14 protein-coding genes and 2 pseudogenes are annotated in these 20,119 nt (G+C 71.8%); 11 read left to right on the top strand and 5 right to left on the bottom strand.

The window, feature by feature from the left end; genetic code table 11:
• The first annotated feature begins 28 nt into the window (after positions 1-28).
• Entirely contained in the window at positions 29-958 is a 930-nt protein-coding gene (locus AB0D57_RS39655) for an aminoglycoside phosphotransferase family protein (RefSeq protein WP_362085226.1), read from the top strand.
• Between the two features lie 71 nt (positions 959-1,029).
• Here AB0D57_RS39655 and treZ read toward each other — a convergent pair whose 3' ends face one another.
• Positions 1,030-2,775: a malto-oligosyltrehalose trehalohydrolase gene (gene treZ / locus AB0D57_RS39650; protein WP_362085223.1), complete on the bottom strand. Its 1,746-nt coding sequence runs from the start codon at positions 2,773-2,775 to the stop codon at positions 1,030-1,032.
• A gap of 235 nt (positions 2,776-3,010) precedes the next feature.
• On the opposite strand from treZ, the gene AB0D57_RS39645 reads away from it, so the two are divergent.
• The 3 genes from AB0D57_RS39645 to AB0D57_RS39635 all read left to right on the top strand — a co-directional run bounded on the left by AB0D57_RS39645 (position 3,011) and on the right by AB0D57_RS39635 (position 5,491).
• Complete coding sequence (locus AB0D57_RS39645; protein WP_362085220.1) at positions 3,011-3,565, top strand: FHA domain-containing protein; 555 nt, start codon at positions 3,011-3,013, stop codon at positions 3,563-3,565.
• A gap of 169 nt (positions 3,566-3,734) precedes the next feature.
• Positions 3,735-5,060: a M14 family zinc carboxypeptidase gene (locus AB0D57_RS39640; protein WP_362085217.1), complete on the top strand. Its 1,326-nt coding sequence runs from the start codon at positions 3,735-3,737 to the stop codon at positions 5,058-5,060.
• Between the two features lie 8 nt (positions 5,061-5,068).
• Positions 5,069-5,491, top strand: a complete 423-nt coding sequence (locus tag AB0D57_RS39635; RefSeq protein WP_362085215.1) for an SSI family serine proteinase inhibitor — start codon at positions 5,069-5,071, stop codon at positions 5,489-5,491.
• Positions 5,492-5,556: 65 nt separating this feature from the next.
• Here AB0D57_RS39635 and AB0D57_RS39630 read toward each other — a convergent pair whose 3' ends face one another.
• Entirely contained in the window at positions 5,557-6,807 is a 1,251-nt protein-coding gene (locus AB0D57_RS39630; RefSeq protein WP_362085212.1) for a M14 family zinc carboxypeptidase, read from the bottom strand.
• 807 nt (positions 6,808-7,614) lie between these two features.
• Between AB0D57_RS39630 and AB0D57_RS39625 the strand changes: the two genes are divergently transcribed.
• Complete coding sequence (locus AB0D57_RS39625) at positions 7,615-8,874, top strand: cytochrome P450 (RefSeq protein ID WP_362085209.1); 1,260 nt, start codon at positions 7,615-7,617, stop codon at positions 8,872-8,874.
• On the opposite strand, the gene treY is transcribed toward AB0D57_RS39625, so the two are convergent.
• Positions 8,834-11,293 carry a malto-oligosyltrehalose synthase gene (gene treY / locus AB0D57_RS39620; protein ID WP_362085206.1) on the bottom strand — a complete coding sequence of 820 codons (2,460 nt, stop codon included), beginning with the start codon at positions 11,291-11,293 and terminating at the stop codon, positions 8,834-8,836. The two genes, AB0D57_RS39625 and treY, sit on opposite strands and share 41 nt — an antisense overlap.
• Positions 11,294-11,407: 114 nt before the next feature.
• Positions 11,408-13,516 carry a glycogen debranching protein GlgX gene (glgX, locus tag AB0D57_RS39615; protein ID WP_362085203.1) on the bottom strand — a complete coding sequence of 703 codons (2,109 nt, stop codon included), beginning with the start codon at positions 13,514-13,516 and terminating at the stop codon, positions 11,408-11,410.
• A gap of 181 nt (positions 13,517-13,697) precedes the next feature.
• On the opposite strand from glgX, the gene AB0D57_RS39610 reads away from it, so the two are divergent.
• The 4 genes from AB0D57_RS39610 to AB0D57_RS39595 all read left to right on the top strand — a co-directional run bounded on the left by AB0D57_RS39610 (position 13,698) and on the right by AB0D57_RS39595 (position 18,297).
• Entirely contained in the window at positions 13,698-14,519 is an 822-nt protein-coding gene (locus AB0D57_RS39610) for a Tat pathway signal sequence domain protein (protein WP_362085200.1), read from the top strand.
• 127 nt (positions 14,520-14,646) lie between these two features.
• Positions 14,647-15,966, top strand: coding sequence for a copper amine oxidase (locus AB0D57_RS39605; RefSeq protein WP_362085197.1), 1,320 nt, complete (start codon positions 14,647-14,649; stop codon positions 15,964-15,966).
• 265 nt (positions 15,967-16,231) lie between these two features.
• Positions 16,232-17,470, top strand: coding sequence for an SAV2148 family HEPN domain-containing protein (locus AB0D57_RS39600; protein ID WP_362085194.1), 1,239 nt, complete (start codon positions 16,232-16,234; stop codon positions 17,468-17,470).
• Between the two features lie 104 nt (positions 17,471-17,574).
• Entirely contained in the window at positions 17,575-18,297 is a 723-nt protein-coding gene (locus AB0D57_RS39595; protein ID WP_362085191.1) for a 3'-5' exonuclease, read from the top strand.
• Between the two features lie 67 nt (positions 18,298-18,364).
• Here AB0D57_RS39595 and AB0D57_RS39590 read toward each other — a convergent pair whose 3' ends face one another.
• Entirely contained in the window at positions 18,365-19,228 is an 864-nt protein-coding gene (locus tag AB0D57_RS39590) for an aminoglycoside phosphotransferase family protein (protein WP_362085187.1), read from the bottom strand.
• A 217-nt stretch (positions 19,229-19,445) separates the two neighbouring features.
• Here AB0D57_RS39590 and AB0D57_RS39585 point away from each other — a divergent pair.
• Both AB0D57_RS39585 and AB0D57_RS39580 read left to right on the top strand, forming a co-directional pair.
• Positions 19,446-19,595 (top strand): annotated as a pseudogene (locus AB0D57_RS39585) (sugar ABC transporter permease); the annotation flags it as partial.
• A gap of 217 nt (positions 19,596-19,812) precedes the next feature.
• Positions 19,813-20,119 (top strand): annotated as a pseudogene (locus AB0D57_RS39580) (IS200/IS605 family accessory protein TnpB-related protein); the annotation flags it as partial.

Here is a 20,119-nt window from a genome sequence, read left to right as displayed (position 1 = left end):
CACCTCCCCGGATGACAACGGCGCGACCATGACCCAGGCACCGACACCGACCGCGGACATCGTCCGCCGACTGGTCCGTCCGCTGCTCGCCGACGCCGAGACGGTGGGAGCGGGACCCGACGTCCGGCCCGTCGCCGAGGGCGGCGAACACCGCACCTGGTGGATCGGCACCCGCCACGTGCTGCGGCTCGCCCCGGACCGTGACGCCTCCGCGCGCCGGCGCCGCGAGCTGAGGCTGCGGGACCTGATCCGCCCGCACATCGGTGTCGCGGTCCCGGCGAGCGCCGCGCACGGAGAGTGGGCGGCCGGGCTGGCCTACACCCTGGACACCCGGCTGCCGGGCCGCTCCGGCGAGGTGCAGGACGTGTCGGCGGTCGGCGAGGCCGACCTGGCGGGTCTGCTCACGGGGCTGCGCGAGGTGCCCGTACGCCAGGTCGAGACGCTGGGTGTGCCACGCGTCGCGCCGCGCTCCCTGGAAGAGCTGCGAACGGCCGCCGTGCAGGCCGCCGAGCAGCTCGCCGCCGCCGACGAGTTCGACCCCGGGCGCCTCGCCCAGCTCACCGCTCTCGCCGCCGAGCAGCTCGCCGCGCAGCCCGCGGCCGCCGTTCTCGTGCACCACGACCTCAAGGGCGAACACCTGGTGGTGAGCGCCGACGGCCGGGTGCGCGGCGTCCTCGACTGGACCGACGCGGTCGTCGGAGACCCCGCCGAGGACATCGCCGGGCTCGCGATCGCCGTCGGCGCCCCCGCCGCCGTACGCGCCGCCACCCTCGCCGGGTACGGCGCCCGCCCCTGTCTGCGCGGCCTGTGGCTGTCCCGCTGCGACAGCGTGATCCGCCTCGCCGACCGCCTCCAGGGCCGCGGCAGCAGCCCCGTGCCGCTCCTGCGGACCCAACTCGACCGGGCATGGGAGGCGATCCTCCTCGAACGCCTCACGGAACTGCCGGGCGACGACTGAAGCCCCGGCGCTCACGCCTTCGCCGACACGCTCACACCTGCGCCAGCACGGTCACGCCTGCGCCAGGCTGTTCACACCTGCGCCACCACCACGCACGACTCGCCCGGCACGTTCAGCATCCCGTCCGGGCCCAGGGCCTCGACCGGCTCCCACGTGGCCAGCACGCGCGCGTGGCGGATGCCGAGCGGGATCGCGGCGGCCTCCTTGGCGAGGTTCACCGCCACCCGGACGTCTCCGCGCCGCAGGGCCAGCCAGCGTGCCTCCTCGTCGTGGGCGACCTTGACGGCGGCGAGATCGGGGTCCGAGAGGTCGGGCAGGCGGTGGCGCAGCCCGATCAGCGCGCGGTACCAGGCCAGCACGCGCGCGTGGGGCGCCTTTTCGGGTTCCGACCAGTCGAGGCTGGAGCGGTCCCGGGTCGCCGGGTCCTGTGGATCGGGGACGTCCTCCTCGGCCCAGCCGTGCGCCGCGAACTCCCGGCGCCTGCCCCGCCGTACGGCCTCGGCGAGCTCGGGATCGGTGTGGTCGGTGAAGAACTGCCAGGGCGTGCCCGCCGCCCACTCCTCGCCCATGAACAGCATCGGCGTGAAGGGCCCGGTGAGCGTCAGCGCGGCCGCGCAGGCCAGCAGGCCGGGGGAGAGCGACGCCGAGAGCCGGTCGCCCTGTGCGCGGTTGCCGATCTGGTCGTGGGTCTGGGCGTAACCGAGCAGGCGGTGCGCCGAGACGCGCGTACGGTCGAGCGGGCGGCCGTGACCTCGCCCGCGGAAGCTGGAGTACGTGCCGTCGTGGAAGAAGCCGGACGTCAGCGTCTTCGCGAGCGCCGCGATCGGGGTTCGTGCGAAGTCCGCGTAGTAGGCCTGCGCCTCACCGGTCAGGGCGGTGTGCAGCGCGTGGTGGAAGTCGTCGTTCCACTGCGCGTGCAGCCCGAGTCCGCCCTCTTCGCGAGGGGTGACGAGGCGCGGGTCGTTCAGATCCGATTCGGCGATCAGGAAGAGCGGCCGGCCGAGGTCGTCGGCGAGGGCGTCCACGGCCGTGGACAGCTCCTCCAGGAAGTGGCACGCGCGCGTGTCCCGCAGCGCGTGCACCGCGTCGAGGCGCAGCCCGTCGAGCCGGTAGTCGCGCAGCCACGCGAGCGCGCTGCCGACGAGATATGCGCGCACCTCGTCCGAACCGGGTGCGTCCAGGTTCACGGCGGAGCCCCAGGGCGTCTGATGGGTGTCCGTGAAGTACGGCCCGAACCCGGGCAGGTGGTTGCCGGACGGCCCGAGGTGGTTGTGCACGACGTCGAGGACGACGCCCAGGCCGAGTTCGTGCGCCCGGTCGACAAAGCGCTTCAGCGCCTCGGGGCCGCCGTAGGGCTCGTGCACGGCCCACGGCGAGACCCCCTCGTACCCCCAGCCGTGCCGCCCCGGGAACGGGCACAGCGGCATCAACTCGACGTGTGTGACGCCCAGTTCCGCCAGATGCCCGAGCCGCCCGGCGGCCGCGTCCAGCGTGCCTTCGCGGGTGTACGTCCCCACGTGCAGCTCGTAGAGGACCGCACCCGGCAGCGGGCGCCCCGCCCATTCGGCCCGCCAGGCGTACCGCTCCTGGTCGACCACCGCGCTCAGCCCGTCGGGGCCCTCCGGCTGTCGTCGCGAGCGGGGATCGGGCAGCACGGGGCCGTCGTCCACCGCGAACCCGTACCGCGTCCCCTCCTGCGCGTCCGCATCGCCCGTCCACCATCCGGCGCGCTCCGGATCGCGCTCCAACGCGCGCGTGGCGCCCGCGCAGTGGAGCGTCACCCGGTCGGCCTGCGGTGCCCACACCTCGAACCGCACAGACGGTTCCCCCTTGTCCGCTCTCCGTGACGTAGCCCGTCCATGGTGCTGCACGCGAGATCGATTCGCTTTCGAATCCACCCTTTTGCCGCGCGTTTGCCACGCGATGGCCGCACGGCCGTCGCGTGATCGCCGGGCCACCTGTGTCATCGTCGCGTGGAGCCAACCCGCCCGCCGCGGCGGCCGTTTCCGGTTTTTCTGGACACCCCGCTCGTCCTGACCGACAATCACCTGCGTGACGTCGTCCTTCGAGTTCCACACGTACCCCGCGCGGCTGTCCGACGCGGAGCGCGACCGGGCGCTGAAGGCGCTCCGTGACGGCGTCGCCCTCGGGCGCCTCTCGCACGACACGTTCATCCGCCGCATGGAGCTGGCGCTCACGGCCCGCAGGTCCGACGAACTCGCCGTGCTCACCGCCGACCTGCCCGCCGAGGGCGGCCGCTGGTCGAAGGCGGTGTTCGGCACCGTCGAGGCGGTCTCCGGCTTCACCGTGCGACTGCGCAGGGCCTGGCAGGCCGAGCGGCTGCCGAAGCTGCTGCTGCCCCAGCCGGCCGGTCCGTACCCGCTGCGGATCGGCCGCGACCCCGCCAACGGGCTGCGGCTCAACCACGAGACGGTGTCACGCATACACGCCGAACTGAGCAGCCAGGGCGGCCTGTGGGTGCTGCGCGACCTCGGCTCGACCAACGGGACGACCGTCAACGGACGGCGTGTGATCGGCGCCGCCGTCGTCAAGGACGGCGACCAGATCGGCTTCGGACGGATGACCTTCCGGCTCGCCTCATCCTGATCGGCGCCCGGGTTTCGCACACCGGTTCCCTCCTGCCCCTCTTGCCTTCGGCGGTGTTGACGTACCTCCCCAGTCGTGACTGACTGTGTGTACACCATGTACATCAGGTGAAACGACGGCACCACATTCGTGGAGGTGTGCCCTGCCGCCACTCCTCCGCTACCCGACGGTGGACGAGCTGAGCGCCCGTGCCGCCGCGCTTGTCGCCGACCGGCCGCGCGACGCCCGACTGCGTCGTGTGGGCACGTCACGGGCAGGCACACCGCTGTGGCTCCTGTCCGTCGGGCACGGCAGCCGGCAGGTCCTCGTCGTCGCCGGACCGCACGCCAACGAGCCCGTGGGCGGCGCCACGGCCCTGAGGCTGGCCGAACGGACGCTCGCCGACCCCCGGCTCCGCGACGGCGCCGACACCACCTGGAACCTGTTGCTCTGCCTCGACCCCGACGGCGCCCGGCGCAACGAGGCCTGGCTGTCGGGCCCGTACACCCTCGGCCACTACTTCCGGCACTTCTTTCGGCCGGGCTTCCGCGAGCAGCCCGAGTGGCTGCCCGAGGGCGCCGACGGCGCCGCCCTGCCCGAGACACGCGCCCTCCTCGACCTCCAGGACGAGCTGCGGCCTTTCTTCCAGTGTTCCCTGCACGGCGTCGACGTCGGCGGGGCCTTCGTCGAGCTGACCCGCGAGCTCCCCGGCCTCGCCCAACGCGTCGCGCACGCCGCGGCCCGCCTCGGCATCCCGCGCGAACTGGGAGCGTACGACACCCTGTACTGGCCGACGCTCGGCCCCGCCGTCTACCGCATCCCGCCGCCGCGCCCGACCGACCTGGCCGCCGCCATCACCGAGGCCGCGGTCGAGTCCACCTGGTTCCACCCGCACCGGTACGGCACTGTGACGGCGGTCGTCGAGGCCCCCATGTGGGGCGTGACAGCCGTGGAGGACGCCAACAGGCCCGCCGACGCCGACGCGGTGCTGCGCTCCGTCAGCCACACGCTGCGCCACGACACCCGGCTCCTGGAGGGCCTCCTCGAGCGGATCCGCCCCGGCCTCGGCACCTCCTCGGACGTCGCAGGCCTTCTCGCGCCTGTCGACGACTATTTACTGGTCGGCCCCGGGCTCGCCGACTCCTGGGACCCCGACGTGGACGACGCCGGCGCCCGCCCTCTGCCGCCGCTCGACACCGCCCGCCTGACGGCCCTGCGCCTCGCTGGACGCCGGGTCGCCCTGCGCACGGCGGGGCTGCTGCACCAGCTCGTGACCGGCTCCGGGCAGGACCCGTGCGGGGTGCTGCCGGAGCTCGACCGGCTGATCGACGAGTGGTGCGCCGACTACCACGACGGCTGCGGTGCCCGCTGGATTCCGGTCGCCCGCCAGGTCGAGTACCAAGCGCGGGTGGTGATCGCCGCGTGCGAACTCGCCGGGCGGGGCGCGCCCGTGCGCTCGCATTCGGGTGAGAAGGGGTGGGGTTCGCAGGCCGCGCTGCCGATGCATCGGGAATGACACGAAACATGCAAGCGGTACGCGGCGGTCTGCTCGCGACGGTCGCCCTGCTCACCCTGGGCTTCGCCCCGGCGCACGCGCTGCCCGAGGAAGCGGCCGAGAGTAACTCGCTGCACCTCACCGTCAGCAGCGGCGACGACCACACCAGCAGCATCATCGGCACGCTCCTGCACTGCGACCCGCCCCGGGGTCACTCCCATGCGGCCGAGGCCTGCAAGGAACTCGCCGCCGCCGACGGGGACATCGCCCGAATCCCGGTCAAGCCCGACGTCGTCTGTTCCATGATCTACGCGCCGGTCACCGCCTCCGCGAGCGGGGAGTGGGGCGGCCGCCAGGTGGAGTACTCGCGCACTTTCTCGAACTCCTGCGTGATGGACGCCGAGACGGGTTCGGTGTTCGCCCTGTCGGACTCGTCGGAGCCATCGGACTGATCCAGCCCGATCTGGCCGATCTGACTGGTTGGGCTGATCTGGCTGATTGGGCTGGTCGGTCTGAGTCAGGCGGCATTGTCGCGCGCGTGTCGTGCGGCCGCGACCACGGTGCGGGACTGGTGTTCGACCTGGTGCTCCAGGGGGACCCAGCGGGCGCCGAATCGCTCGGCGAAGGCGTCGCTCCAGGTGGCGACGAGACGTTCGAGGCGCGGCGCCGCCCGGTCGTCGGCTTCCTGAAGGACGCGCAGCAGCATCGCGGCGGCCCGCAGCGGGAGCCGACGCCCGAACGCGTCGACGCTGCCGACGTGCGCCATCGTCGTGCCCGGAGGCGGCGCCTGGACCCAGTCGTCGGCCAGGCCCGGCACCAGATCCAGCGCCCACTTGGCTGCGCGCAGGAGCGGCCCGTCCGGGCCCGGCAGCCGCGGCAGGACCTCCGCGAGCACCGACTCCACCTGGAACGCGTCCCGCAGCAGCCGACGCGCCAGGCGCCGCATCGCCGCCGCCGGGGCGGGATGCGGTGCCGGGTCGTCCACCAGGTCGCTGGCCCACATCGGCACCTCCACGACGGCGGTCAGGCCGCCGTAACGGTGGGCGTGGTACCAGGTGCTGTGCCGCGCGTCGTCGGGCATGCTCGGGTACGCCGCGTCCGAGCCGGGCGCCGGCATCACATGCACCCCGGGCCCGGAGGCGGGCCAGCCCGCGGCGTCCGACGCGCCCGTCTCCACCGGGATGTGCAACTCCGCCGCGGACTTGGCGAACGGCTCCGCGAGCCCCGGGATGTCCTTGGTCAGCTGCACCCAGCTGCCGCCGAGATCGGTCCCGTGCAGCGTCACCTGGAGATAGGGCCGCAGCTCGTCGATGACCCGGATGAGGGCGCGGGTCTCGGGGGGCAGCCGGTCGGGCGGCAGGACGGAGGGCGACCACTCCGGCTGCTCGGGTCCTGCTGGACGGAAGAAACCGCGGTGGTAGTCGAGCAGGGTGCGCGGTGCCGGAGTCACATGGAGGCTCGCTCCGTCCGGGTCCGCGCAGAGCAGAAAGTGCCAGGAGGTATCGGCCCGCAACTCCTCCTCGTACAGCACACGTTCGGCCAGTGACAGCAGCGTCGAGCCGCCGGTCGGTTCGTTCGCGTGAGCACCTGCCACGATCAGGACCGCGCGTGCCGCGTGGCCCACGGACAGCAGGTGGAGGGGTCTTCCCGCGCGTGAGACACCGATTTCTCTGAGGATGCACAGGCCGGGACGATGAGCCGCCAACGCCCGGGCGGACGAGACGATTTCGGTCACACTGGGGTAGCGCAACTCCGGCAGAAGACTCACCCCCGACTTGTCCGCCCTGCGTTGCCTTCCGCAGTACTCCACGGTCTGGAGGAACTGTCAAGGAATTCGCGGGGCGGCTCCCCGGGGCGCCAGGTGGCATTTGCCGCAGGCAGGGGGGGTGCGATCGCCCGGAGGGGGCGCCACGGCCGACTGCGCGAGGTGATGCGTGGCCACGCCCGCGTGCCCGCGCCTCGCTCGATCCCACGACCGTCGACGGCGGTGACGAGGAGGTGACCCAGGCAAGGCGGAGTGGCCGGCCGGTGCGGACTGCCACCGGGACGGACTTCGGGAGCCCCGGCGTGACCAGGACGTCGTCGCCCGTCACCGAGCGCCGTCCGTCCAGGATGAGCCCCGGGAGCGTACGCGGCCGTGAGCCGGTCGCCAGGAGGACGCCTCGGCGCGCGCCGAACTCACCCACGCCCTCGACGCGCACGATGCCGACGGTGGCGCCGCCCGCGCCGGCGGACCGCGCCTGACTCCGGCTGCGCCTTCGTCGAACTCCTGCGCATGTCGTTGCCGTACGGAGAGATACCGGCGTCACCCGTGCGGGTGTAGGCGGGCTGCGGTTCGGAGCCCGAGGTGTTCGGCTGAGAACAACCGCGCGCCGGTCCACAGCGCGCAGACCCGAGTGGGAGGCCGGCGGTGCTGTGTCCTCACGGCCTTCCTGGCGAAGGCGCGCCGGTCACGGCACCGACGAAACAGCCGCGCACGACCGTACCGACGGCACCGACCGCACCGACCGCACCGACCGGACCGACCGGACCGACCGGACCGACCGGACCGACCGGACCGACCGGACCGCCGTACGTGGCCTTACCGACGCGTCCGCGCCCGTCCGCGCCCCCGCGCACGCACCGGAGCCCGGAGCCGGAGGGTCGGCCCCCGGCTTCGTGGCTGGGCCCGGAGAGCCTGTCCGCGTCCTGGGACCTTCTCCAGGAGGGCTCGTCCGCGCCCCGGAACCTCCGCCCGGAGGGCTCGTCCGCGCCCCCGAGCCTGCTCGCCCCCGGAACCGAGCACGACCCGTACCCCCTGTACCGCACGCTCCGGGAGAGCTTCCCCTTCGTGTACGACGAGCCGTTCGGCGCCTGGCTGATCAGCCGGTACGCCGACGTACGCGCCGCACTCGCGGACCCCAGGCTCGTCGCCCCGCCGCCCGGACGCACCCTGGCCCACCTGGAGGGCGTCACGCACAGCGCGCACCGGGCGCTGGTCTCACCGGCGTTCCGCGGCCGCGCCCTGGCCGCGCTGACCGCCGGGGTCGAACGGGCGGCGTACGTCCTCGCCCGCCGCCTCGCCGCCCGCCAGGAGGCCGATCTCGTCCCCGAGTTCTGCCACTGGCTGCCCGCGGCGGCGGCCGTCGCCGCGCTGGGGCTTCCGTACGAGAACACCGCGCGCGTGCACGCGTGGTGCCGCACGGGCCTGGACCACCTCGGCGGCCACCACCCCGAACTCGACGCCTTCCTGCGCCCGTACATCGCCCGCCGCCGCGCCCACCCGGGCACCGATCTGCTGTCGGCGCTGTGCACGGCACGGGCGGACGGGCGCCCGCTGACGGACGAGACCGTGGCGGGTCTGGCCGGAACGCTCCTCGGCGCGGGCGGTGACGCGACCGCACAGGCTCTCGCGTCCTTCCTCGCCAACCTGTTCGACCACCCAGGCCAGTTGGGGATGGTGCGGGCCCGTCCCGCGCTGACAGCCGGGGCCTGGGCCGAGTCGCTGCGCCGTGATCCGCCGCTGCACGTGGTCCTGCGGCGGGCCGTCGAACCGGTCGGCGGGATCCCCGCGGGCGCCACCGTGGCGTGTCTGCTGGGCGCCGCGGGCCGCGACCCGGCCCGGTTCGCCGACCCGGACCGTTACGACGCCTTCCGCGCCGACCCCGGGCAGCTCGCGTACGGCTCCGGACGGCACTTCTGCCCGGGCGCACTGCTGGCCCGCCGCACCGCGGAACACGGCCTGCACGCCCTGCTCGCCGCCCTGCCGGACCTCCGCTGGGCCCCGGGCTTCAGGCCCGTCGCCAAGGGCCTGATCAGCCGCTCGCCCCAAAGTCTGCTGGTCCGCCTGCGCTGACGCGCTCCAGCAGCACCACCGGCAACCGCCCGAACAGCTCCTCCACGCGCGCGTGCCCGGTGAACTCCCGCTCCGGAGCGAGCACATCCGCCCACCGCCCTTCGGGAAGGGGGAGAAGGGTGTCGCGCCAGCCGCCCGCGTCCGCCAGCCGCAGCGACAGCCGTGTGACGGCCGAGATCACCTCTCCGGAGCGTACGAACGCCACACAGTGCGCGGCGCCCGGTCCCTGAGCCGTCAGCGGCGCGTACGTCGCCGAGTCGCCGAAGACGGCGGGCCGCCGCCGGCGCAACCGGAGCGCCGCCGTGGTGAGCGCGACCTTCTCGGCGACCTCGGCGGCCTCCTCCAAGGCATTCGCAGGCTTCGCGGCGGCCTCCTCCGAGGGCTGCGACCACGGCGCGAACGCCGCCCTGTTGTCCGGGTCCACCAGCGCCAGATACTCCCCCTCGGTGCCCTGGTAGACGTCCGGCACCCCGGGCATCGTCAGATGGACCAGAGCGGCCCCCAGGACGTTCGCCCGGACATGCGGCGCGAGCTCGGCCCGGAAGCCGGCCACGCGCCGCCCCGGAGGCCCGCAGGGCCCCGCCGCGACGAACGCCGCCACCGCGTCCTCGTACGCGGAGTCCTGCTCGGTCCAGGCGGTGTGCAGCCCGGCCTCCCGGACGTGCTTCAACAGCGCTTTCTGGACGCGCTCCGCCGCGGCCGGACCCAGCCCGAACACCGTCTGCCACGCCGCCCACGCCACTTGGGGGTCGGGTACGCCCGTCGCCGCGTCGCGGGTCACCTCGGCCAAGACGTCGCTCCACCGCCCGGGGCACTGGGTGAGCACCGAGAGGGCCGCGCGGACGTCGGCGCTGCGTTTCGTGTCGTGGGTCGAAAGGGCCGTTCCGGTGGCGGGCCAGTCGCGCTGCGCGCGCGCGCAGTAGGCGTGGAAGTCCTCCGGGTCCACGGCCGGAGTGCCCGGGTTCCCGCCCACCTCGTTGGCCGACAGCAGGGGCACATAGCGGTAGAACGCCGTGTCCTCCACGGACTTCGCCCGCAGCGCGGACGAGGTCTGGGCGAACCGGGCCCGGAACTCCGCGTGCTCGGGCCCGTCACCGGCCCGCCCGAGCACCAGGTCCCGGACGACGTCCACGGCGTGCGCCTCGTCCGGCACCTTGAAGACCGCCCGGGCCTCGGCGGCGGCCTCCTCGGTCACGACCGCGGAGGCGTCCATGGAGGGATACGGCCGGTACACCTCGACGCGCACGAGGAGTTCCCTCAGCGCGGTGCCCAGCGCCCAGGGAGCGTGATCGTGCAGCGCCGGGTCCGGGGAGGCGGCACACAGACGGCTCGCCGCGCGCGTGAGGCGGTCGAACTCCGTGGCCAGCTCGTGCGTGATCACCTTGTACGCCGCCCGGCGCACCGTCGCCTCCCAGTGGCCGCCCCGATCGGCCTGAGGGGCCGCGAACCGCCGGTACTGGCCGAGGAGTTCCCCCGCGCCCGCCGGGTCCGTGAAAAGGCCGTCGAGCTGCCGCAGCGCGTCGTAGCCGGTGGTGCCCGCGACAGGCCAGGCGGCGGGCAGCGGCTCGTCGTCCGCGAGGATCTTCTCGACCACCGTCCAGCGTCCGCCCGTCGCCTCGTGCAGGCGGCGCAGATACGCGTCCGGGTCCGCCAGGCCGTCCGGGTGGTCGATGCGCAGCCCCTCGACCACGCCGTCGTCGAGCAGCTCCAGGATCTTCGCGTGGGTCGCCGCGAAGACCTCCGGGTCCTCCACGCGCACCCCGACGAGCTCCGAAATGCTGAAGAAACGACGGTAGTTCAGCTCGGTGCGGGCCAGCCGCCACCAGGCCGGGCGGTACCACTGCGCGTCCAGCAGCCGTGGCAGGGGCAGCTTCTCGGTGCCCTCGCGCAGCGGGAACACGTGGTCGTAGTAGCGCAGTACATCGCCGTCCACCTTCAGCCGATCGATCTCCGCGCCCAGCCGCCCCCCGAGCACCGGCAGCAGCAACTGACCTCCCTGGGCGTCCCAGTCGATGTCGAACCAGCGCGCGTACGGCGACCGGGGGCCCTCGCGCAACACCTCCCACAGCGGGCGGTTGTGGCGCGGGGCCATGGCCATGTGGTTCGGCACGATGTCCACGACCAGACTGAGACCGTGCGCCCGCGCGGTCCGCGCCAAGGAGCGCAGCCCCTGCTCGCCGCCGAGTTCGCCCCGTACGCGCGCGTGGTCCACCACGTCGTAGCCGTGCGTCGAGCCCGGGACCGCCTCCAGGACGGGGGACAGGTGCAGATGGGAGACGCCGAGCGAGGCCAGGTACGGCACGGCGGACTCGGCGGCCGCGAAGGGGAACTCCGGCTGCAGCTGAAGCCGGTACGTGGCGGTCGGCGCGGCGGGAAGCACCGAGGCCGTGCACTCCGGTTCGGGACGCTCAGGTGTCATGGCAACCTACGTACCCGCCTCGCCCTCGTTCGTGTCATCGCCGTACGCCGAAAAGACCCACCACGCGCGCGTGAACCCGGAAACGAACCCCACGCGCGCGTGCGCCCTCGGCGATCAGGTCGGCCGCTGCAGCACCGTCAGGCTCCGGTCGAGCAGTGTCAGCCGGTCCCCGGCCTGGACCTTCGCGCCCGTTCCCGGCACCACCCCGTCCGGGAGAGCGGTGTCGACCACCACCTGCCACTGCCGTCCGTGGTTGACCGGCACCACGAACTCCAGGGGCTTGGGCGAGGCGTTGAACATCAGCAGGAACGAGTCGTCGGCGATGCGCTCCCCACGCGGACCCGGTTCGGAGATCGCGTTTCCGTTGAGGAAGACGGACAGCGCCCGCGCCTGCACGGAACCCCAGTCGCGCTGCGTCATCTCGCTGCCCGCCGGGGTGAACCACGCGATGTCGGACAGCTCGTCGTGCGTGCCCTGGACGGGACGGCCGTGGAAGAAGCGGCGGCGCCGGAAGACCGGGTGGTCGCGGCGCAGCCACACCATCGCGCGCGTGAAGTCGAGCAGTGCGCCGCCGTCCTCGGGCCACGGCACCCAGGCCAGTTCGCTGTCCTGGCAGTACGCGTTGTTGTTGCCGTGCTGGGTGCGCGCGAACTCGTCGCCGTGGCTGAGCATCGGCACGCCCTGGGAGAGCATCAGCGTGGCGATGAAGTTGCGCTGCTGGCGGGCTCGCAGCGCGAGCACGGTCTCGTCGTCGGTCTCGCCCTCGACACCGCAGTTCCAGGACCGGTTGTGGCTCTCGCCGTCGCGGTTGTCCTCGCCGTTGGCGTCGTTGCGCTTGTTGTTGTACGAGACGAGGTCGTTGAGAGTGAATCCGTCGTGGCAGGTCACGAAGTTGATGGAGGCCAGCGGACGGCGGCCGTCGTCCTGGTAGAGATCCGAGGATCCGGTCAGCCGGGACGCGAACTCCGCGAGCGTGCGCGGCTCGCCGCGCCACAGGTCCCGTACGGTGTCGCGGTACTTGCCGTTCCACTCGGTCCACAGCGGCGGGAAGTTGCCCACCTGGTAGCCGCCCTCGCCGACGTCCCAGGGCTCGGCGATCAGCTTCACCTGGGAGACCACCGGATCCTGCTGCACCAGGTCGAAGAACGACGACAGCCGGTCCACCTCGTGGAACTGGCGGGCGAGGGTGGCTGCGAGGTCGAAGCGGAAGCCGTCGACGTGCATCTCGGTGACCCAGTAGCGCAGTGAGTCCATGATCAGCTGGAGTACGTGCGGGGAGCGCATGAGCAGCGAGTTGCCGGTGCCCGTGGTGTCCATGTAGTAGCGCGGGTCGTCCGCCAGGCGGTAGTACGAGGCGTTGTCGAGGCCCCTGAAGGACAGGGTCGGGCCCAGGTGGTTGCCCTCGGCCGTGTGGTTGTAGACGACGTCCAGGATGACCTCGATCCCGGCCTCGTGCAGCGCCCGGACGGCCGACTTGAACTCCAGGACCTGCTGGCCGCGGTCGCCCCAGGAGGCGAACGCGTTGTGCGGGGCGAAGAAGCCGATCGTGTTGTAGCCCCAGTAGTTACTGAGACCCATTTCGACCAGACGATGGTCGTTCACGAACTGGTGTACGGGCATCAGCTCCAGTGCGGTGACGCCCAGTTCCGTCAGGTGTTCGATGATCGCCGGGTGGGCGAGTGCCGCGTACGTGCCGCGCAGTTCCTCGGGCAGCTCCGGATGCTGCATCGTGAGGCCCTTCACATGGGCCTCGTAGATGACCGTGTGGTGGTACTCGGTGCGGGGGCGTCGGTCGTCGCCCCAGTCGAAGTACGGGTTGACCACGACGGACGTCATGGTGTGCGGCGCCGAGTCCAGGTCATTGCGCTTGTCGGGCGACCCGAAGGGGTAGCTGTACACCTCCTCGCCCCACTTCACCGAGCCACTGATCGCACGCGCGTACGGATCAAGGAGCAGTTTCGCGGAATTGACGCGCTGTCCGCGCTCGGGCGCGTACGGCCCGTGCACCCGGAAGCCGTACCGCTGTCCGGGCATGATCCCCGGCAGATAGGCGTGCCGCACGAACGCGTCGCTCTCACGCAGCTCCACTGCCGTCTCCGAGCCGTCGTCGTGCAAAAGACACAGCTCAATACGGTCGGCGGCCTCCGAGAAGACCGCGAAATTGGTACCGGCGCCGTCGTAGGTGGCACCGAGTGGATATGCCTCTCCAGGCCAGACCTGCATGGATATGACTCTTCCAGTAGTGCCACGCCTCTGGGGGCGACTCCGAACCGAGTCTCCCCGAAAGTGAGGGAACCTCCTACGACTTGCCTCCCTCTTAACCGCTGACCAGGCATACGCCGTATGCCGAACCAGTGGGGATCAAACAACTCCTGGAGACATAAGAAGGGGAGTAGGGGGAAATGTGCGCACGATAGTGCACCGCCATCTGGGCAAGGTGGTGGCGGGTGCGGCCATCGCGGTGGCCGGGACAGCCGTGATGGTCGGCGTGACCCTGCCGAGTTCGGCGGGGGCCGACGACTCGGGCGGGAGCCAGGCCGGCGGTGGGACCTCGCAGCAGACGGGGCAGCAGACGGGGCAGCAGGGCCAGGAGGCGGCGCAGCCGGGCGTCGTCGAGCAGGCTCCGGCCGAGGGCGACAAGGGCAAGGGCCGCGACCCGCTGACCGACGACGAGACGAAGCGGGTCGAACAGATCGCGCTGAACCGGCAGTTGTTCAGCTCCAGCGAGGACGTCGAGGGCGATCGCGGCCCGCAGCGCATCGGCGTGGACCTCGCCGAACCGGAGGAGAACGAACTCGGCGACCCGGACGCGCCGCGCCGCGCGGACGTCACGTTCTACGACTACCGGGACGACACGCTCGTCACGAAGACCGTCAACCTCGACACCGGGAAGGTCGAGCGGACGGACACCCAGCAGGGGGTGCAGCCCCCGATCAGCCGGGACGAGATGGTCGAGGCCGCGAAGCTGCTGATCGCCGACCCGCTCGGCGCGGGCCTGCGGGCCGACTACAAGGACGCCACCAGCAAGGAACTCACCTCGCCCGACCAGTTGACGCTGAACAGCATGGTCTACCGGGTGACCTCGGGCGGCCTGCCCGACACCCTCGCGAAGTGCGGCGAGCACCGCTGCCTGCGACTGTTCCCGAAGGTCAAGAACGGGCCCTGGATCGACAGCCGCGAACTGGTGATCGACCTGAGCACCCGCAAGGTCGGCACGCTCGGCTGAGCCGCGGTCGGCGTACGTGAGGCGGCTGAGCCGCGTCCGGCGTACTCCAAGGCGGCCGCGCCGCCTCCGTCCGCTTTCCCCAAAGCACTTTCTTCTACTTCATGCTTTCGCAAGGAGTCTCTTCGTCATGCGCGTGAACAGCATCAGCCGTGCCCGCAGCCGGACGGCGGTGGGCCTCTCGGTGGCCGCACTGGCCGTCGGCGCCACGACGGCCGCGGGTCCGGCCGCCGCCCAGCCGAAGTCCGCCCCCGCGGCGGCCGCCAACTGCAGCGCGGCGTACCAGATCGAGCAGAAACTCTCCACCGGCACCACCTGGCGCATGTGCTGGCACTACGAGAGCGAGGCCGGGCTCGTCCTGGAGAACATCTCGTACCAGCCCAAGGGCGAGGCCAGCCCGATCAGGGTCCTCACCAGCGCGAAGCTCGGCCAGATCCACGTCCCCTACGACGACGGCAAGGCCGAGTACGACGACCTCACGGGTGCGGGCTTCGGCCAGGGCCTGATGAAGATGGCGCCCGGCGAATGCCCCGGCGGCACCATCAAGAACGTGAAGATCCCCAACGCCTGGAACCCGCAGCGCGCGAACGTCGACGGCCTGTGCACCACGACCCGCTCACGCGGCCACGCCTACCGCATGCAAGCCGACACCGGCACCAAGGTCTACCAGGCCCAGGGCAAGGACCTGCTGGTCTACACCGTCAACCAGGTCGGTTGGTACGAGTACATCAGCGAGTGGCGCTTCCAGGACGACGGCACCATCAGCATGAACATCGGCGCCACCGGCAGCCTCGCGCCCGACGACTACGACGCGGGCGACGGCCGCGGCTGGCCCATCGGCAAGGGCGCGAAGGCCTACGCCACCAGCCACAGCCACAACGTCTTCTGGCGGCTCGACTTCGGCCTCGACGGTTCCTCCAAGAACAGGATCGAGCAGTACGACTCCGTGGTCAGCCCGCCCCGCAACGGCAATGAGGGCCCGACCAACAAGACCACCCGCACCAAGGTCACCAAGGAACTCGCGGGCGACGCCAAGAACATGCGCTGGTGGCGGGTCGTCAGCAACATCGGTAAGAACAAGGACGACCACGAACGTTCGTACGAGATCGTCCCGGGCGCCACCACCAAGTACCCCGGCCGCAGCTTCACCAAGCACGACATCTACTTCACCCAGTACAAGAGGTGCGAGCAGTTCGCCAGCAACAACCTGCCCAACTGCGGTGCCGGAGTCGGCAAGTCCGTGGACAAGTGGGTCAACGGACAGACGCTCAACCACCCCATCACCTGGGTCAATGTGGGCTTCCACCACGTCGCGCGCGACGAGGACCAGCAGCCCATGCCGGTCCACTGGCAGGGCTTTTCCCTCGCCCCGCGCGACGTCACCGCTATGAATCCGCTCACTCCGCCGGCCCTCGCCGATCAGAACGGGCATACGGAAAACGGTAGTTGAGAAACGACCTGTCCATCGGGCTGCACCGCCCGCCGCTCCCGGAGTACCCTTCCTTGATCGTTGACTAAGGCCGACCGGCAATTGGAGGGTGGGGGAAGGAGCGGGGTCTGGTGCGTGCGGCTGCAAGGCGGAGGAGGGAGTGATGGCGGAGCCATCGCGACTGACGACAACGCGGCAGATGTGCGTGCCAGACCCTGTGACGCCGCCCTCCCATTGCCGGTCGGTCTAAGGGAGAGAGCTCGGGGGAGCGGAAGGCGGTGCGCGGGTGGGCTCGGGAGGGCTGGAGTTGCCTCCTGGTGACGAGGGTCACGAGGGGAACTCCACAGATGTCCCACCCGGCGCGGTGTCCCTGGCACGGCCGATGGAGATGGGATCGATCGGACCGGAGCTGGACTGGGGCGCCGACGCCTGGCGCGAGGTGCGTACGCGCGCCCAGCGAGCCGGGCGTGCCTACATCTGGCTGAACCTGGTCGAACAGCGGCTGCGCGCGGTCGTGGCCGCTGTCCTCCGCCCCATCTACGAACCCGTCCACGGCGACGAATGGGTCGTCGCCGCCGCCGGACCCGCGGGGCAGGAGTGGGTGCAGCGCGCGGTCGCGGTACGCGAAGTCAGCCGCCGCAAGGGGTACTTGCTCGACCCCGCCGACGACAACGTGCTGAGCTTCCTCACGCTGCCGCAGCTTCGGGAGCTGATGGTGCAGCACTGGCCGTGCTTCGAGCCCTACTTCGACGAGCGCCGGGACGTCGAACTGGCCCTGGACGAACTGGAAGTCACCCGGAACGTGGTGTCCCGCAACCGGGCCCTGTCCGAGGCGGTCCTGAGCCAGGCCGAGCGGGCCGCGGCGAAGCTGCTGGAAATACTCGGCGCCGGCAGCGACACGCCGTCCGCGCGCCGACTGCCCGTGGACGCCGTCGAGGACCTGGTCGGCGACCGGTACGCCGACGTGGTCGGTGTGCACTCGGACCGGGTGCGGCTGCTGCGCCAGTTCCCCGCCGAGGACCTCTTCGGCGGCGCCCGCCGCCTCGACGCCATCGGCATCGGCCTGAATCTGCTCGTGCAGAACTTCTCCGGGCGGCGACTGGTGCGGCTCGCCGAGTCCGGCTGCCGGGTGCGGCTGCTGTTCCTGAACCCCGCGTCCAGCGCGGTGAAGCGGCGTGAGCGTGAACTCGGGATCAAAAAGGGCGAGTTGAGCCGCTCCGTCGAGATGAACATCCTGCACATGCGACGGGTGCGCGCTCGACTGCGTGACCCGGGCGCGTTCGAGATCCAGGTCTACGACGAGACGCCGCGTTTCACGGCGTATCTCGTCGACGGGGACGGCTCGGACGGCATCGCGGTCGTGCAGTCGTATCTGCGCCGCACGCGAGGGATGGAGGCGCCGGTGCTGGTGCTGCGCGGCGGCGGCCGCGTGGTCAAACCGGATGAAGTGGGTGAAGAGGGGCTCTTCCCGACATATCGCGAGGAGTTTGAGGTGGCCTGGGCGGATTCGCGCCCGGTGTCCTGAAACGCTCCGACGGCGGGAAGCGGAGCGCGGTCCTCGCATTGTCAGTGGCTCATGGGATCGTGGAAACCACTGGGGGAAAGCACCACGAAGAAGGGGGGCCACCCATGGGTTGGCACCGGGAGCTGCTGATCGGCTTCGACCTGGAGACGACCGGGACGGATCCGCGCGAGGCGCGCATCGTCACGGGCGCCGTGATCGAGGTCAAGGCCGGAGAGCCGATGGGTCACCGCGAGTGGCTGGCGGATCCGGGCGTGGAGATTCCGGCGGACGCGGTCGCGGTCCACGGCATCACCAATGAGCGGGCCGCGGCCGAGGGCAGACCGGCCGACCAGGTCGCCGACGTGATCGCGCGCGCCCTCGTCTCGGCCTGGCAGTCGGGCGTACCGGTCGTCGCGTACAACGCGACCTTCGACCTGACCCTGCTCTCCGCCGAACTGCGGCGGTACGGACTGCCGTCGCTGCGGGAGCGGCTGGGCGGAATCGACCCCGCCCCGGTCATCGACCCGTACACCATCGACCGCTCCGTCGACCGCTACCGCCGGGGCAAGCGCAATCTCGAAGCGGTCTGCACGGAGTACGGGGTGGCGCTGGACTCCGCCCACGACGCCTCGGCCGACGCCCTCGCCGCGGCCCGGCTCGCCTGCGCGATAGCCGACCGCCATCCGAAGGTCGCCGCCCTCGGCCCGGCGGAGCTGCACCGCCGCCAGATCGAGTGGTACGCCGAGTGGGCGGCCGACTTCCAGAGCTTCCTGCGCCGCAAGGGGAACGCGGACGCGGTGATCGACGGGACATGGCCGCTGCGGGACCTGGCGGACGAACGGGTCTGATCGGCCCCGACCGTCGCCGGCCGAGTCGTCGCCAGCCGTCAGAGGGTGTCAGGAGGCGCCAGAAGCCTCAGAACGGGTACCAGCGCACCGTCTCGTCCCCGTCCCGCAGCGACGCCACCCGCCGCTCGAACTCGGCCAGGGCCTTGGGGTTGGTCGGTGCGTGCTGGGCGACCCAGGCACAGCTGGCGGTCTCGCGCGCACCCCGGAGCACCGAACAGCCCTCCCACTCGCGCACATCCCAGCCGTAGGTGTGGGTGAACGAGTCGTACGCCTCGGCGGGAAGGCCGTACCGGTCGCGGGAGAGGGCCATGACCACCAGGTCGTGCTCGCGCAGGTCGGCGGAGAAGGTCTCCAGGTCGACCAGGACCGGGCCGGCGGGGCCGACATGGACATTGCGGGGCAGCGCGTCGCCGTGGATCGGGCCCGGCGGCAGCTGCGGGGTGAGCGCCGCCGCGGCGGCCGCGAAGCCGTCGCGGCGCGTCCGCAGATACGCCGCGTCCGCCGGGTCGATCGCGTCGCCCGCCAGGCGCAGCCAGCGCTCCACACCGCCCAGCAGTTCGCGGGGCGGCAACGGGAAGGGAGGGGAGGGCAGTGCGTGCACCACCCGGAGCAGTTCGGCCAAATCGCGCGGCTCGGCGGGGCGCAGGGGATCGGGCAGCCGGTGCCACACCGTCACAGGGTGCCCGTCCACCAGCAGCGCCTTTGACTCGGCCGCTCGCACCGCGGGGACGCCCGCATCGGCGAGCCAGGCCGCGATGTCCAGTTCCCGCCGGGCGCGATCGAGGAGTTCGGCGTCGCGGCCCACCTTGACCACCAGGTCACCGGCGGCGAACACCGCGTTCTCGCCCAGGGCGAGGAGCGTCGCGTCCCGCGCCGGGCCCGGCAGCACATCCGCCGCGGCCAGTACGTCCCGCGCCCGTGCCTCGTCCATCCTTCGCCTCCGTGTTCTTGTGCGGTCCTCGCGCAGCCCTCGTGTACGCCGTCGCGTTCACGCCATCCGTCGGTCAGTGTCGCATTCGCACAGGTCGCAACCCTGTGCGCGATGCCTTGACGCCGTACGCCACCTTCACGACCATGACGGAGGCCGCCGGACGACCATGCCCAGACCCGTACGAGCCTGTACGAGACCGCCCGAAGGAGCCGATTGCATGGCATTGGCCACCGCGACGAGGCGCCCTGCGCAGCGCGCCGCAGGTGGCGGGGACCGGCGTCCCGTCGACCGGGGTGGCTGGTTCCTGGTGCTGCCCGCACTGATCCCGATTCTGGTGCTCAGCGTAGGACCGCTGCTGTACGGGGTTGGAACTGCTGCCGGTGTACTGAGCAGGAGCGTGAGTGAGCGCCGGGGCTGGATGCGGTTGTTCCGCTGTGCGCCGGGGCTTCTCTGTCCTGGGGTGTGTTCCGTCCTTCGTTCTTCGGGAGGGGAACTGGGGTTCTTGGGTCGAATGGGTGACCTTTGCAGGGGTTGCTCGTTGACTGTCGTGTTGGGGATCTTCGGCAGGTGGGGAGGGGGAACGGGTGGGTGGGCTGCGGGAGTTGGCGGCATCGTTCGTGGTGCCTGGTCCCGCCGGGGTGGCGGTCCGGGACCGGTTGCGGGTGTCGGTGGCGGATGCGGCGGTGCTGGCCGAGGTCGGGATGTTTCTGGGTTCGCTGGCTGCTGGTGATCTCGCGGAGCGGTCTCGTCAGGGTCTGGCGCATGATGCGGCGGGGTGGGCGGTGCGCAAGCGGGGGCTGACGGGGCGGTCGTCGGCGCGTTGGGCGGGCAGTATCACCAAGGCCACGCATGACCAGTGGGCGCTGGCCCGGCGCGGGCAGGTGGCGCATC

The organism is Streptomyces sp. NPDC048275 (assembly GCF_040652275.1).
Classification (GTDB): Bacteria; Actinomycetota; Actinomycetes; order Streptomycetales; family Streptomycetaceae; genus Streptomyces.
Note: the sequence above shows the minus strand (reverse complement) of the source record. Positions and strands in the feature narration are given on the sequence as shown.